This is a genomic window from Pseudomonas sp. C1C7 (assembly GCF_013359595.1).
Lineage (GTDB): Bacteria > Pseudomonadota > Gammaproteobacteria > Pseudomonadales > Pseudomonadaceae > Aquipseudomonas.
Genome location: NZ_JABFMP010000007.1, coordinates 1 through 14,323 on the forward strand (window position 1 = coordinate 1; position 14,323 = coordinate 14,323).

The 14,323-nt window shown below is 60.4% G+C and carries 12 protein-coding genes; 6 read left to right on the forward strand and 6 right to left on the reverse strand.

The features are described from left to right. Positions 1-120 precede the first annotated feature (120 nt). From HNO86_RS07700 to HNO86_RS07720, 5 genes are all read right to left on the reverse strand, one after another. The gene (locus tag HNO86_RS07700) at positions 121-582 is read right to left on the reverse strand and encodes an SRPBCC family protein (RefSeq protein WP_175376405.1); all 462 of its coding nucleotides are present in this window, start codon (positions 580-582) and stop codon (positions 121-123) included. 30 nt (positions 583-612) lie between these two features. Beyond that, positions 613-4,020, reverse strand: coding sequence for a non-ribosomal peptide synthetase (locus HNO86_RS07705; RefSeq protein ID WP_175376406.1), 3,408 nt, complete (start codon positions 4,018-4,020; stop codon positions 613-615). A gap of 13 nt (positions 4,021-4,033) precedes the next feature. Next, a complete protein-coding gene (locus HNO86_RS07710; RefSeq protein WP_175376407.1) occupies positions 4,034-4,963 on the reverse strand; it encodes a diiron oxygenase in 930 nt (309 codons plus the stop codon). Continuing rightward, entirely contained in the window at positions 4,960-5,736 is a 777-nt protein-coding gene (locus HNO86_RS07715; RefSeq protein ID WP_175376408.1) for a DUF3050 domain-containing protein, read from the reverse strand. The genes HNO86_RS07710 and HNO86_RS07715 overlap by 4 nt, the downstream gene beginning before the upstream one ends. Before the next feature lie 639 nt (positions 5,737-6,375). Further along, complete coding sequence (locus HNO86_RS07720; RefSeq protein WP_175376409.1) at positions 6,376-7,086, reverse strand: FCD domain-containing protein; 711 nt, start codon at positions 7,084-7,086, stop codon at positions 6,376-6,378. Between the two features lie 197 nt (positions 7,087-7,283). Between HNO86_RS07720 and lapG the strand changes: the two genes are divergently transcribed. Further along, complete coding sequence (gene lapG, locus HNO86_RS07725; protein WP_175376410.1) at positions 7,284-7,976, forward strand: cysteine protease LapG; 693 nt, start codon at positions 7,284-7,286, stop codon at positions 7,974-7,976. 13 nt (positions 7,977-7,989) lie between these two features. Then, positions 7,990-9,936 carry a cyclic di-GMP receptor LapD gene (lapD, locus tag HNO86_RS07730; RefSeq protein ID WP_175376411.1) on the forward strand — a complete coding sequence of 649 codons (1,947 nt, stop codon included), beginning with the start codon at positions 7,990-7,992 and terminating at the stop codon, positions 9,934-9,936. A gap of 86 nt (positions 9,937-10,022) precedes the next feature. Here lapD and HNO86_RS07735 read toward each other — a convergent pair whose 3' ends face one another. Next, positions 10,023-10,388 carry a tryptophan synthase subunit beta gene (locus tag HNO86_RS07735; protein ID WP_175376412.1) on the reverse strand — a complete coding sequence of 122 codons (366 nt, stop codon included), beginning with the start codon at positions 10,386-10,388 and terminating at the stop codon, positions 10,023-10,025. Between the two features lie 230 nt (positions 10,389-10,618). On the opposite strand from HNO86_RS07735, the gene HNO86_RS07740 reads away from it, so the two are divergent. From HNO86_RS07740 to HNO86_RS07755, 4 genes are read left to right on the forward strand one after another with little or no spacing between them, the layout of a single operon-like run. Continuing rightward, the gene (locus HNO86_RS07740; RefSeq protein ID WP_175376413.1) at positions 10,619-11,506 is read left to right on the forward strand and encodes a TauD/TfdA family dioxygenase; all 888 of its coding nucleotides are present in this window, start codon (positions 10,619-10,621) and stop codon (positions 11,504-11,506) included. An 18-nt stretch (positions 11,507-11,524) separates the two neighbouring features. Then, positions 11,525-12,550 (forward strand): ABC transporter substrate-binding protein, encoded by a 1,026-nt coding sequence (locus HNO86_RS07745; RefSeq protein WP_175376414.1) that lies wholly within the window; start codon positions 11,525-11,527, stop codon positions 12,548-12,550. A gap of 5 nt (positions 12,551-12,555) precedes the next feature. Continuing rightward, positions 12,556-13,416 (forward strand): ABC transporter ATP-binding protein, encoded by an 861-nt coding sequence (locus HNO86_RS07750; protein ID WP_175376415.1) that lies wholly within the window; start codon positions 12,556-12,558, stop codon positions 13,414-13,416. A 22-nt stretch (positions 13,417-13,438) separates the two neighbouring features. Then, positions 13,439-14,305: an ABC transporter permease gene (locus HNO86_RS07755; RefSeq protein WP_175376416.1), complete on the forward strand. Its 867-nt coding sequence runs from the start codon at positions 13,439-13,441 to the stop codon at positions 14,303-14,305. The last annotated feature ends 18 nt before the right edge of the window (positions 14,306-14,323 follow it).

The window sequence follows — 14,323 nt, forward strand, 5'->3', positions numbered from 1 at the left end:
ATCGCCGATGGTAGTGTGGGGTTTCCCCATGTGAGAGTAGGTCATCGTCAAGATTGAATTCCAAAACCCCTGTCTGCTCACGCAGACAGGGGTTTTGTCTTTCCGGGCCAGCGAAATGCGTCAAGCGAACAGCTTCGACACATTCCCCATCGCATCATCCGCAAACGCCTGAACGAATGCCTTGAATCCACCTTCGGCATGGCCCTGCGCAGGCTCGGCAATGATGCTCCAGGTCGCGACAGAACGATCAGGGCCAGCAGCTTCAACCCGCATCGCTGCCCACAGATTGGCCACCCCCAGCGTGTTATAGATCGTGGTCCAGGTCATGTTCATTGCCCTGTCATCGCGAGAGTTGAGTTGCTCCACCACCAGATTGCCGTCCTTGAAGAACTTCTTGCGCAGGGAGTACACACCATCCCCCGTCATCTCGATATGCGACAACGCCGGGATGAATCGCTCGAAGCCGGCAAAATTGCCGACCACTGCCCACACCTGCGCAGCATCGGCCGCAACCTCTACCGAAGAAACCACATGGCAGCCTTGAGGGTTTTTGATCAGGGTATCGGGTTTCAGATTGATCATGGTTTTGCTCCATTTCCTGGTTGTGATGAATCAGATGAAATTGATTTCCTTGAGGTACTCGCAGCCACGGCGCAGCAGCGCCGCCGACTTCTCCGGATAACGCGCACCCATCTGCCGCACACCGGCCTGGGCGTTGTCGTGGCCAATCATCGAGATGTCGCCGATGTCTTCCTCGAAGCCGTTGAGGTAAAACCCCAGCACGCCGAACAACGCGTTATCGCTATCGACCCGACCCAATTGCTGCTGCCAGTCGGCGACGCTGACCAAAGAAAACTCCCTGCCGCTTTCACGAAAGGACGCCACATAGTTGTCCCAACTCAGCGGTTCGGGGTTGTGCAGGTTGAACACCGCTTTTTCCGGTTGATAGCGGCTGGCATGGAAGGCGATGAAGCGGGCGAGAAAATCCACCGGCATCAAGTCGAAATTGAGCGCGAACTCCGGCACCTGGCCGAGCTGAATCGAACCTTTGAGCATCAGCATCAAACGATTCTTGTGGGGCTGACACACGCCCGTGAGGCTGTTGAAGCTGATGTTGCCGGGGCGGTAGAGATTGACCCACACACCGCGCGCCCGAGCCCGCTCCAGGATCCGCTCCCCCACCCACTTGGACAGGTTGTAACCATTCTTGATGTAGATCGGCGGTGTCTGCGCGGCGGGCAACTCGAGCACCCGACCCTCGCTGGTAATCGTGCTGGACGCCGAGAGCGTCGAGACGAAGTTGAAGATCTTCTTGCTGCGCCCTTCACACAGTCGCAAGCATTCGAAAATCGGCTCGACGTTGTCCCGAGCCAGCGACTCGTAATCGAGCACGTGGTTGACGTTGGCAGCGTTGTGCACCAGCGCGCCAAACTCCCGATCCAGCCGTTCGTAAACCGCCTGTGAGAGCCCCAGGGACGGTTGCGTGATGTCTGCCGCGTAAACCCTCACCCGACGCAGATCCAGGTGCTCCAGGCGGTTCTCCCGCAGTGCCAGAGCGAAACGCTCTGCAGCCGACCGCCCACCACCGTCGCGGACCAGACAAGCCACTTCATTAGCCCCCCACGCCAACAGCGCTTCGACGATATGCACCCCGACAAAACTGTTGGCACCGGTCACGATCACCTTGTGCACATCGCCCATTTGACCCACAGGCAACGGCTGCACCGACAACTCACGGGAGGCGTCGGCCAGGGCCTGTTCGCTCAGCACCTCTTCGCTGCCAGAACCACGAACCAGCGTCGCGAGCTTCGCGATCGTAGGAAGCTCGATGAACCGGTTGATCGAAATGCTGCGCCCGAACTCCTCACGCAGACGCAGCAACATGCGCGACAGCAGGATCGAATGGCCACCCAAATTGAAAAAGCTTTCGTCGGTCGAAATATCGCGCGCCGGCAAGTCCAGCAAGTCGGCCCAGATCTCCAGCAAATGCGCTTCATCGGCGCTGGCCGGCAGACGTCGCGTGGCCAGCTCACTCACACTCACTGGCAGCTCCAGCAGTGCCTTGCGATCAACCTTGCCGTTGCTCGCATAGGGCATGCTCGTCAGCTCGGACCACGCAACGGGTCGCATGTAGTCCGGCAAACTATCCGCTGCATGTGCCTTCAGCGTTTCCAGAGCAACACCAGGTTGAGGCTGGGCGAGGAAGGCCAGAATCCGTCGCTGACTGTCGATCACCACCGCCACCTGACGATACAACCCGGCGTCCCTCAGGCAGCGCTCAATCTCCTCCGGCTCGACCCGAAACCCGCGAATCTTCACCTGATTGTCCCGCCGCCCACACAACTCGATCCCGCCAGCAGTCCACCTCGCCATATCCCCCGTGCGATAAACCCGAAGGCTTCGTCCATCCGGCAGATTCAGGTCCAGATAGCGCGAAGAGGTCTGCTGTGGATTGTTCAGATACCCCAGGCACACCCCCGGCCCGACGATGTACAACTCGCCGACCGCCTGCTCGATCACCGGCTGCATCTCCTCATCGAGAATCAGCATCTGACTGTTGGCGATTGGCCCACCCAAACACCGATTGTGATCGCCCGCCTGCAATCGACGCGCAGTGATCAGCACCGTGGCTTCAGTAGGCCCATAGAGGTTGTAGAGCTTGCCCTGGCGGCTCAGTTGCTCGATTACCCAGGGCTCGCAGACATCGCCCCCGGTCATCACATGCTCGAGTTCACGCAGCTGCTCCAGCGGCAGAATGCTCAGCAGCGCCGGCGGCAAAAATGCGTGGCTCAAACGGTGCTGACGAATCAGCTCCACCAGTTGCAGCGGGTCGCGGCGCTGATCGTCGTCGGGCACGATCAGCTCGGCGCCCTGCAGCAGGGTAGGGAAAATATCGATCAGCGATGAGTCGAAACTCAGCGAAGAAAACTGCAGCACCCGACTGTGCTCGTTCAGTTGCACATAGTCGGCGTACCACGCTGTGAAGTGCGCGAGGTTGGCCTGGCTGAGCAGCACGCCTTTGGGGTGGCCCGTGGTGCCCGAGGTGTAGAGCGCCATGCACGGCGCGTCGAGATCGGGGCGACGGCGCATCAGCGGGTGATCGAGACTCACCCCTTCGACGTCGATGGCGGTGATGTCCAGCCCCGGCATTTCAGTCGCCAGTAGATGCTGTCCGTCATGCAGCAGCAACACCGCCCCGGCGTTCGACAGGATGTACTGCTGACGTTGCAGCGGATGGCTCGGCTCCAGCGGCAGGTACACCGCGCCACACCCCAGCACCGCCAGGATCCCGGCATACAGCGCACTGCATTTCGGCAGACAGACGCCCACCACCGGCGGTCCTTCCAGAGAGTCAAGCAACGGCTGCAAGCGTTGCTGTATCGCACAACTCAATGCATGCAATTGGCGATAGTCCAACACGCTTCCCCCAACATTCAGCGCCGGTCGCCGGGCAGACTGAATGAAACGCTGCTCAAGCCGCTCGATCATCGGTATTTGAGCAATGGCCAGCAGCCGGGGATCAGCCGTCGCGTTGAGCCGATGGACAAAGGCCAGGCTGTCCAGAAACAGCAGATTCTCAATCGATTCGAAGTGAGGACAAACCGCAGATTCGGCGAGCCTGAAATACTCGGCGTCCCGTGAGTAGCGACTGACCAGCAAACTCACCTGATCCACCAGTTCCGCCAGAGCCCGCAAGCGTAGCGCCTGACCGTTGCCCGAAGGTTCATCGGCCATCGGCACTCGACTCACCCATCTGGAATTGACTGCGCATAACAGATCCAGCGAAGGCAGGCCTGACACACCATTCAGACCAACGCCCACTTGCAGCGTCAGGCGCGGCGCATCAATGGGCACCTGAAAATCGAAGCTCAAGTCTTCGATCAGCAGATCCACCTCACGCGACACAGGCCCATCGAGCGACGTCACCCGCTTCAGCGCATGTCCATGTTGTTCCAGTTCCAGCCCCAGGTCAGTCAAGGCCTGGCTTCGTCCAATGAGCAAAATGTCGAGACGTCTCATGGTGTACTCCTCGTCAATTCAGGTAGTCGCTCAAGGCGCTTTGCACGCACGGCGAATCGAGCAGTGAGCTGCTGCGCAGGAACCGCACGATGTTGGCCACCAGCGGGTGATGGCGGTTGATCGGGTAGGCCAGCCCCGACGCCTCGCTCCTTAAGGCCATGCGCGCGGCGTCGCTGATCGGCAAGGCCTCGATCAGGCGCAGGTCGAAGGACTTCTGGATGTCGTTGGTCAGGTAATGGCCGATGAACACCGGCAGGATCTGTGCGATGCACTGGCGGTCGGCTTCGCTCGCGGTGTGCCAGTAGATGCGCACCATCCGCGTCCAGAAACCGGAGTGCCGGCCTTCGTCGAGCAAGTGATCGGCCATCAGCCCCTTGATCGATTGCTTGACCGTGTCGTCCTTGGCGAACGCCGCGACGTCACCGGTCACGGTGTTCTCCGCGATGGCCACGCAGATCAGCTCCACCGCGCCGCGCAGGTGCATCGGCGCCAGAGCGATGGCTGCCGGGATCGCACGGCTGAGTTCGATTTCGTCCGGCAACTCGATGGGGGTGATGCCGGTCAGGGCGACCGTCTGCTGCATGAAATCCATGGCCACCAGCGCGTGGTAATCCTCGTCGATCACCACGGTCATGGCGTCGTAGCGGCAGGCGAACGGGAAGGCCAGGTCGAAGCGATTCTTGGCGATGCTGCGGGCGGTCTTGTCGACGATCTCGGTTTCGAAAATCACCACGTCGTTGATGAATTTGTACAGCGTCTGCACCAGCGCGAAATCCCGTTGCCCAGGGCACTCGCGCAGGAAGGTTTCGCTCAGCACCAGCGGCTGACGGCTCAAGGGGTAGATCAGCTTGTCGTCGTTCTCCAGCACACGGCGCGGGCGCGTGCGGATGGTCGCGCGGTTTTCCCAGGTGTCGGCGAACGACAGGTAGTCGGCGGCGTTCATGCGTTCACCTCCACCAGCGCTTCGCTCATGCTCAGGCGAAGGCCGTCCCATAGCGCAATGCGGCTTTCCACCGCAGCGAGTGCACTGGCGTACACCTCCTGTTCGCGTTGCGGGTCGCCATCGACCAGGCGTGCGAGAAGTTTTTCCGCGGCGGGGCCGTGGTCTTCGGAATCGACCTCGATGTGTCGCGCGAGGTAATAGCGAAAGGTCGGGGCCTGTTCGATGCCGATGCCCCACTCATCGAGAATGCGCTGGAACATGTGCGGGATCACGCTCTCGCGACCATGCAGGAACGTCGCCGCAACGCTGTGACCCGGCGCATGCAACGCGGTGTGCAGGGTGTGGCGCACGAAGCGCGCCGCGGCCGGATCGACCTCCACGCTCTGCAGCGCCACGTCATAGCTCACGCCTTCCTGTTGCAAGGCCACGAAGCGCTCCACGGCGGCAGTGCAGGCACCGACTTCGCGCATGGCATCCAGATACAGCTCGAAATGGCTGTAGTGCCCCTGGGCCGGACGGTCATCGGACTCTTCACCCAGTACGATTTCATTGATCAACCGCGCCGCCTGAGGATCGCGCGGTGGCAGCCAGGGCAGGCGGGTGCAGGTCAGCTCCTGCTGCAGGCGTTTGGTCAGCGACATGAAGTCCCAGACGGCGAAGACATGGCTTTCCATGAAGCGCTGCAATATCGACAGTGAATTGATTTCGCAGAAGATCGGGTGCGAACTTAGTTCGGCTTTCCTTTGTTCCAGAAGTTCTTTGGTGGCGTTCATGGATAATCCCTTCAATGATCGGAAGTTGTGTTCGGCTATTGGCAGTCCGTAGTTCAAAGTTTTCTACTGGCGAACAAATGCCGCGGCAGGACTAATGTCTGCAAGTTCTGGTCATGTGTTTACAAGCCGCAGCTACGGGCGGCGATAGAAAAGCTAGTACAGGAAAATAGTGTCGGGCAAGTTATTTTATTGATATTTGAAGTTTTGATTTTTTCAGGCGCGACAACTTCCAATAAGACTTTTGATTTAAGTTTTATTTGGGCGTAGTTGCTCCTTCCAACTTATATAAGTCGAAATTTTTATAAAGAGTGAATGCCTCACTCGAAGCAACTTTCCGATGAAGTTCATTGAGGTGATTTGAGGGATGAAAGTGAGCCGAAGCTGAGGTCGACGCTCTCCTGTCCCGGGGCAAGACTCCTTCCGTTGGTTCCTGTTGCGGGGGCTGCGTCACTACAGCAGGCGTTGCCCGTTCATGGCTCGTTGTCGACCCAGGAATCAGCGTAATTCAAGGCAGGGGCGATCACCGAGACATACGAGTCGGTGAAGGGAGGAGAGGGCGGGAAAATGTAAGCGGATGGTTCTGGCAGGAGCATGACTGCGATAGCGACACAAGATCGCTATCGCAGGATGGGGGATGCTTTATCTTTGAGCTTTCTTGCTCTGCGCCTCAGGACTTTCGAGGTAGCGGGTAATGACCTCGACGCCCCGATTGAGGTGATGTTCAAGCAATTCCACGGAAGTGGCGACGTCGCGATTTTCGGCGGCATGCAACAGCGCGCGGTGGTCTTCCTGGGACAGCTTGCCCAGGCCCATGGCTTCCAGGTTGAAACGCAGGAAGCGTTCCTCCTCGTTCAAGCCATCCTCGATCAGCCGTAAGAGGCGCTTGTTGGGCGCCTTGCAGTACAGCGACATGTGGAAAAGGCGGTTGAGCCGGCCGATTTCGGTGTAGTCGTGCTGGGTTTCCAGCTCGTCGATATAGCGCGCGGCCTGTTCCAGATCCGCAGTTTCCAGCAGCGGAATCGACAGGCGCAGTGCTTCGGACTCCAGCAGGATGCGCAGTGCGTAGGTTTCCACGGCGTCGCCCTGAACCAGAGGCGCGACCACCGCCCCTTTGTGGGCAACCACGTTGAGCAGCGCCTGGGCCTCGAGCTGGCGCAAGGCTTCGCGCACGGGCATGCGGCTGACCCCGAACAGATCGGCCAGATCCTGTTGGCGCAGGGCGATGCCGCAAGGCAGGCGACCATCCAGAATCGCCGCACGCAAGGTCTCTTCAATGATGGAACGAGCCAGGTGCGCCGGAATCGGCCCGTTGACCTTGATGCTGCTGAGAGGGTTGGGCTTTTGTGTCACTACAACGCACCCTGATTGGCTGATTTGATTTTGGATCCAATTGACACTAGTAACCGCCAGACGGCTTGTCAAACGCACGATATCGAGGCTTTTTCTAAGTCTAGTCCGCCTCGGTTGATCTCACCGTGCCATTGTTTTTTCAAGGGCTAACCTACACCATCAACCGACTTTCACCTGCCGCTCCAGAGTGCCTTGCATTGGCTTTACCTTTCCCCAGATCCCGGATATTGCGCGGGCTGTGCGGCGCCTTGCTGCTCGCTGGCATCATGCTGGGCGCTGTGCAGGCCGACTGGGATTTTTCCCTGATCAGCCGTCGGGCGCAGGCATTGTACGGACCTTTGGGTGAAGGTCAGAAGCGTATTGATGATTGGCAACAGTTGCTGGCCACGCAGAAGTCCATCGGCGAGCTGGAGCAGCTCAACCTGGTCAACCGTTTCTTCAACCAGCGCATGCGCTACGTGGAGGATATCGACCTCTGGCATCAGGTCGATTACTGGGAAACGCCGATAGAAGCCCTTTGGAAAGGCGCAGGTGATTGCGAAGACTACGCTATTGCCAAGTATTTCAGCCTGCGGCACCTCGGGGTGGACAGTGACAAGTTGCGCATCACCTACGTAAAGGCCTTGCGCCTGAATCGCGCGCACATGGTGCTGACCTATTACGCGCGTCCGGACGCCATGCCGCTGGTGCTCGACAGCCTGACCGACAGTATCCAGCCGGCCAGTGAGCGTACAGACCTGCTGCCGGTCTACTCTTTCAATGCGGAAGGTTTGTGGCTGCCCGGTGCCAAGGGTAACCAGAAGGTCGGTGACACCAAGCGCCTGTCCCGTTGGCAGGATCTGCTTAAGAAAATGCAGGCCGAAGGATTTCCGGTCGAGACCACTCACTAGGAGCTGCCCACAGATGTCCTTGTTCAAACAGCTATTGATCGCAATCTGTCTGTTCCTGGTCGTCGCCTTCACCGGCAGCTTCATGGTCAGCCTGGAAAGCTCACGCACCCAATACGTCAACCAGCTGCGCTCCCACGCTCAGGACGCCGCGACCGCGCTGGCGCTGTCGCTCACGCCAAACATCGACGACCCGGCGATGACCGAGTTGCTGGTCAGTTCGATCTTCGACAGCGGCTACTACGCGAGCATCCGCGTGGTGGATCTGTCCAACGGCAAGACTCTGGTCGAGCGCAGCGGCATCCCGGTCGATACCCGTGTGCCGCAGTGGTTCGTCAAGCTGATCGGCCTGGAGGCGGCCGGCGGTGATGCGATTGTCAGCCGCGGTTGGGAGCAGGCGGCGCGGGTCGAGGTGGTCAGCCACCCGATGTTCGCCCTGGCCAAGCTGTGGCAAAGCGCCTTGGGCAGCCTGGCGTGGTTGCTGCTCTGTGGCGTGGTCAGCGCGATATTGGGCGCGCTGCTGTTGCGTCGACAATTGAAGCCGCTCGACTACATGGTGCAGCAGTCCCACGCCATCGCCCGCCGCGAATTCCTCAGCCTGCCGCAGCTGCCACGCACGCCTGAATTGCGCCGCGTAGTGCAGGCCATGAACCAGATGGTCGAGAAGCTCAAGGCGCTGTTCCAGGAGCAGGCCGAGCGCAGTGAAAAACTGCGGAGCGAGTCCTATCAGGACAACCTGACCGGGTTGGCCAACCGGCGCTATTTCGAGATGCAATTGAACGCGCGGGTGAGCAACCCGGAACAGGCCAGTTCCGGTTATCTGTTGTTGCTGCGGGTGCAGGACCTGGCCGGCCTCAACCAGCGTTTGGGTGGTCAGCGCACGGACGAACTGCTGAAGGCGGTGGGCGAGCAGTTGTCCCGCGAATGCGCCCGCTATCCGGAGACGCAAAATCTCGTGACACGCATCCGCGGCGGCGAGTTCGCGGTGCTGGCGCCGGGGCTGATGCGCGAAGAAGCGCTGCAATTGGCGCAACACCTCGACATCGCCCTGGCCAGCCTGCACGCGACCGGCGCCACCGACGTGGCCTCGGTCGCCGCCATCGGCCTGGCGCCATTCGTTCACGGCGACACACCGCAAACGGTGCTCGGCTTGGCGGATCAGGCGCTGGCGCAGGCTGAAAGCCAGGGGGATTCGCGTTGGGTTTGCGTGGATCACAGCGCTGTGGTCGACGTCGGCGATGACCAGCATGCCTGGCACAGCTTGCTGGACCTGGCGCTGGAGCAGCGGCGCTTCCGCTTGTATTTCCAGCCGGTGGTGGCCAGTCAGGACACGCAACTGGTGCTGCATTACAAAGTGCTGTCACGGCTGATCGATGACCAGGGCCAGAGCGTGGCGGCCGGGCGTTTCCTGCCGTGGCTGCAACGCTTCGGCTGGACGGCGCGGCTCGATCGTCTGATGTTGGAGCTGGTGCTGGAGCAGATGGACGATCACGAAGAGTCGCTGGCGCTGAACCTGTCGTCAGCTTCCCTGGATGACCCGCAGGCGTTGAATGTGCTTCTCGATCTGCTGCGTTCGCACTCCAATCTGGGGCCGCGCCTGACCCTGGAAATCGGCGAAGAGCAATTGCCCGAACAAGCCATGCTCGAAGACCTCACGCGACGTCTGCGCAGCCTTGGGTTCTCCCTGAGCCTGCAACACTTCGGCGGGCGCTTCAGCATGATCGGCAACCTGGCGCGGCTCGGTCTTGCGTACCTGAAGATCGACGGCAGCTACATCCGCGCGATCGATCAGGAGAGCGACAAGCGCTTGTTCATTGAAGCGATCCAGCGCGCGGCCCACAGCATCGACCTGCCGCTGATTGCCGAGCAGGTCGAGACTGAGGGTGAGTTGACGGTGATTCGCGAGATGGGGGTGTATGGGGTTCAGGGGCGGTTGGTGGGTGAGCCCAAACCTTGGGAGTGAATTGAAAAGATCGCAGCCTTCGGCAGCTCCCACAGGAGTACGCATTCCATGTAGGCGCTGCCGAAGGCTACGATCTTTTGCTGAAATCAGATAACCCCATCCTCGTCATCATCCACCAGATGACTCAACCCCCCCAGCGCCTCCCGCGCCTGGCTGCGATCCATGAGCTTGGCCTGCGCCGGCGCCGGCAGATCGGTCACCAGAATCACGCCTTTGTTGATCAGCACTTCGATCAAGTCGTCGAGTACCCGGATCATTTCCAGGTCGCTCTGCTTGAGTTGCTTGAGCTGTTTAATCTGCTTGACCTGTTTGAGGCTGGTGGCCATGACTTCGTTGGCGAACCAGGCCTGCAGGTCGGGGTGGTCGGCCGGCAGCGTTTCCGTGGACTCGGCGTAGGCTTCGGCTTCGACGCGCATCAGTTGCCCTTCTGTATCGCGTTGCACGTAGAACATTGAGCATCCCTCAGAAGTGAACAGCGTCATGCTGTCAGCAGCATAGGTGAAATACGCCATATGGTTATTCGCTAACGGTATTTAAAATCGAGTTCTTATATCTATAAAGTCACACTCCTGCGTACCTGCCGACCAATCGGCGCGCCGCACGACACGAACCAACACGGGACCTCCGTGAGTTTCTGATCGACGCGCGCGCCCCTTGAGCGCGCCGTGCGTGGGAGTGATTTATGTCAGCTGTTTCAGCATCGCGAGTTGCCGCGCCACAACACTTTGAAATCCGCCCGTTCAGCGGTGCGGTAGGGGCCGAAATCGTCGGCCTGGATTTGTCCTGCCCGATCAACGATCAGGACTTCGCACGCATTCACCGCGCACACCTGGACCATCACGTAGTGGTGTTCCGCGACCAGCGCATCACCCCGCAGCAACAGATCGACTTCAGCCGCCGCTTTGGCGTGCTGCAGATCCACGTGCTCAAGCAGTTTTTGCTGGCGGGGCACCCGGAAATTCTCATCGTTTCCAACATCATCGAGAACGGCCAGAACATCGGCCTGGGCGACGCCGGCAAGTTCTGGCATTCGGATCTGTCCTACAAGGAACTGCCGAGCCTGGGCTCGATGCTCCACGCCCAGGAGCTGCCGTCCGAAGGTGGCGACACCCTGTTCGCCGACATGCACAAAGCCTGGGACAGCCTGCCCGACGCACTGCGCAAGGCGGTCGAAGGCCGATCCGCGGCGCACTCCTACACGGCGCGTTACAGCGAGACCAAATTCGAAGGCAACTGGCGCCCGACCCTGACCCCCGAGCAGCTCGCTCAGGTGGCGCAAGTGGTGCATCCAGTGGTGCGAACCCACCCGGAAAACGGTCGCAAGGCGCTGTTCGTCAGCGAGGGTTTCACCACCCGCATCGTTGGCCTGCCGGAAGACGAAAGCCGGCAGGTGCTGGCCGAGCTCTACGCCCACAGCGTTCTGCCGCAAAACATCTACCGCCATCAATGGCAGCCCCACGACCTGGTGTTCTGGGACAACCGTTCGCTGATTCACCTTGCCGCCGGCTGCCCGAGTCATCTGCGCCGCAAGCTGTATCGCACCACCATCCAGGGCGACGCGCCTTTCTGATTTGTCGGAGATCTGATCATGTCCAAACGTCTTCCATTCGCACCGCTGGCGGCAGCCATTGGCCTGGGCTTCAGCCTGATCGCCGGCAGCCTGGTGGCGCCGACCGTGGCCCATGCCGAAGGTGAAATCCGCATTGCCGAACAGTTCGGCATCGTCTATCTGTTGCTCAACGTGGTCCGCGATCAGAACCTGATCGAGAAATACGGCAAGCAGGAAGGCATCGACATCAAGGTCGACTGGACCCAGCTGTCCGGCGGCGCGGCGGTCAACGATGCGCTGCTTTCCGGATCCATCGACATCGCCGGTGCCGGCGTCGGGCCGCTGCTGACCATCTGGGACCGCACCCACGGCAAGCAGAACGTCAAGGCCGTGGCCTCCCTGGGTAACTTCCCGTACTACCTGGTGAGCAATAATCCCAAGGTGAAAACCATCGCCGACTTCACCGAGAAAGACCGCATCGCGGTGCCGGCGGTGGGCGTTTCCGTGCAGTCGCGTTTCCTGCAATACGCGGCCGCCAAGCAGTGGGGCGACAAGGAATTCAATCGCCTGGACAAGTACACCATCGCCGTTCCGCACCCCGATGCCACGGCCGCGCTGGTCGCTGGCGGCACCGAGCTGACCGGGCACTTCTCCAACCCGCCATTCCAGGATCAGGCCCTGGAAAACCCGAACGTGCACGTGGTGCTCAACTCCTATGACGTGCTCGGCCCGAACTCGCCGACCGTGCTGTTCGCCACCGAGAAATTCCGCGACGAGAACCCGAAAACCTACAAGGCTTTCGTCGACGCTCTCACGGAAGCGGCGCAATTCGCGCAGAACGATAAAGGCGCTGCGGCGGACACCTACATTCGCGTCACCAAGGCGAAAATCGACCGCGCGGCGTTGCTGAAAATCATCGACAACCCGCAGTTCGAATTCAGTGTCACGCCGAAAAACACCTACCCGCTGGCCGAATTCCTCTACCGCGTCGGCGCGATCAAAAACAAACCGGATTCGTGGAAGGATTACTTCTTCCAAGACACCAAGCCGCTGCAAGGGAGCTGACGCACATGAACGCCCCTTTGCAAGGCCACACGGTCAGCAAACCGGCCACGGCAGCCCAAGCGCTGCTGTCGGTCGATAACGTCAGCCTGGAATACCGCACCCCTCAGCGGGTAGTGCGGGCGACCCATCAAGTCAGTTTCGAGATCGATCCGGCGGACCGTTTTGTCCTGCTCGGGCCGTCCGGTTGCGGTAAGTCGACCCTGCTCAAGGCTGCCGCAGGATTCATCCAGCCCGTCGAGGGCGAGATCCGCCTGCAAGGCCAGCGCGTGAATGCGCCCGGGCCGGACCGGATCGTGGTGTTTCAGGAGTTCGATCAACTGCCGCCGTGGAAAACCGTCAAACAGAACGTGATGTTTGCGCTGCTGGCCTCGAAAACCCTCAAGCGCAAAGAGGCCGAAGAACGCGCGCTGCACTACCTGGAGAAGGTCGGGCTGGCGGCGTTTGCCGATGCCTATCCCCACACGCTGTCCGGCGGCATGAAGGCGCGGGTGGCGATCGCCCGGGCGCTGGCGATGCAGCCGAAAATCCTCCTGATGGACGAACCCTTCGCGGCCCTCGACGCCCTGACCCGACGCAAGATGCAGGAAGAATTGCTGCTGCTTTGGGAGGAGGTGCGTTTCACCTTGTTGTTCGTTACGCACTCCATCGAAGAGGCACTGGTGGTGGGCAATCGCATCCTCTTGCTGTCGCCGCATCCGGGGCGGGTGAGGGCCGAAGTGCACAGCCATCAATACGATCTGCACAGCCTGGGCGGCGTGGCGTTTCAGGAATCGGCGCGGCGCATTCATCGGTTGCTGTTCGATGAAGGCCAGTCGCCGGAAACCGAGCGCGAACTGGATTTCGCCGATATCCGCATCGCTTATTGAGCCAGTTTTCGAGGAGGGCCCGATGAGCCATTTATCATCCCCGCGTGAAGAATTCGAAACCGTACTGCAACCACTGACCAGCGTACCGCTGGAGCGTGAGTTGCCCATCGGCCAACGCCTGTGGCAACAGGGCTGGCTGCGCAAAAGCCTGATCCTGATTTTGCTCGCCGTGCTGTGGGAAGCCGTCGCCCGCTATCAGAACAACGACCTGCTGCTGCCGAGCTTCCTGCAAACCGCCCATGCACTGTACGACGGTCTGCTCAGCGGCGAGTTGCTGGGCAAGGTGTGGATTTCCCTGGTGGTGCTGCTAAAGGGCTACCTGATCGGCATCGTCCTGGCGTTCGGCCTGACCACCCTGGCGGTCTCGACCCAGTTCGGTCGCGACCTGCTCAGCACCCTGACCTCGATGTTCAACCCGCTGCCCGCCATCGCGTTGCTGCCGCTGGCGCTGCTGTGGTTCGGCCTGGGTCAGAACAGCCTGATTTTCGTGCTGGTGCACTCGGTGCTCTGGGCGCTGGCGCTGAACACCTACGCCGGCTTCCTCGGCGTGTCCGAAACCCTGCGCATGGCCGGGCGCAACTATGGCCTCAAGGGCATGCGCTTCGTGTTGTTCATCCTGATCCCGGCAGCGCTGCCGTCGATCCTGGCCGGCCTGAAAATCGGCTGGGCGTTTGCCTGGAGGACGTTGATTGCGGCGGAGCTGGTATTCGGTGCAACCAGCGGGAAGGGCGGGCTGGGCTGGTACATCTTTCAGAACCGCAATGAGCTGTACACCGACAAGGTCTTTGCCGGGTTGGCGGTGGTGATTCTGATTGGGTTGCTGGTGGAGAACCTGGTGTTTGATTCGCTGGAGCGGGTGACGGTGAAGCGGTGGGGGATGCAGCGGTGAGGGGGGGCTCACCGCGCT

Excerpts from the sequence above, each read along its gene's own strand:
- HNO86_RS07700 (WP_175376405.1), bottom strand. The coding sequence starts at position 582 with ATGATCAATCTGAAACCCGATACCCTGATCAAAAACCCTCAAGGCTGC.
- HNO86_RS07705 (WP_175376406.1), bottom strand. The coding sequence starts at position 4,020 with ATGAGACGTCTCGACATTTTGCTCATTGGACGAAGCCAGGCCTTGACT.
- HNO86_RS07710 (WP_175376407.1), bottom strand. The coding sequence starts at position 4,963 with ATGAACGCCGCCGACTACCTGTCGTTCGCCGACACCTGGGAAAACCGC.
- HNO86_RS07715 (WP_175376408.1), bottom strand. The coding sequence starts at position 5,736 with ATGAACGCCACCAAAGAACTTCTGGAACAAAGGAAAGCCGAACTAAGT.
- lapD (WP_175376411.1), top strand. The coding sequence starts at position 7,990 with ATGTCCTTGTTCAAACAGCTATTGATCGCAATCTGTCTGTTCCTGGTC.
- HNO86_RS07735 (WP_175376412.1), bottom strand. The coding sequence starts at position 10,388 with ATGTTCTACGTGCAACGCGATACAGAAGGGCAACTGATGCGCGTCGAA.
- HNO86_RS07740 (WP_175376413.1), top strand. The coding sequence starts at position 10,619 with ATGTCAGCTGTTTCAGCATCGCGAGTTGCCGCGCCACAACACTTTGAA.
- HNO86_RS07745 (WP_175376414.1), top strand. The coding sequence starts at position 11,525 with ATGTCCAAACGTCTTCCATTCGCACCGCTGGCGGCAGCCATTGGCCTG.
- HNO86_RS07750 (WP_175376415.1), top strand. The coding sequence starts at position 12,556 with ATGAACGCCCCTTTGCAAGGCCACACGGTCAGCAAACCGGCCACGGCA.
- HNO86_RS07755 (WP_175376416.1), top strand. The coding sequence starts at position 13,439 with ATGAGCCATTTATCATCCCCGCGTGAAGAATTCGAAACCGTACTGCAA.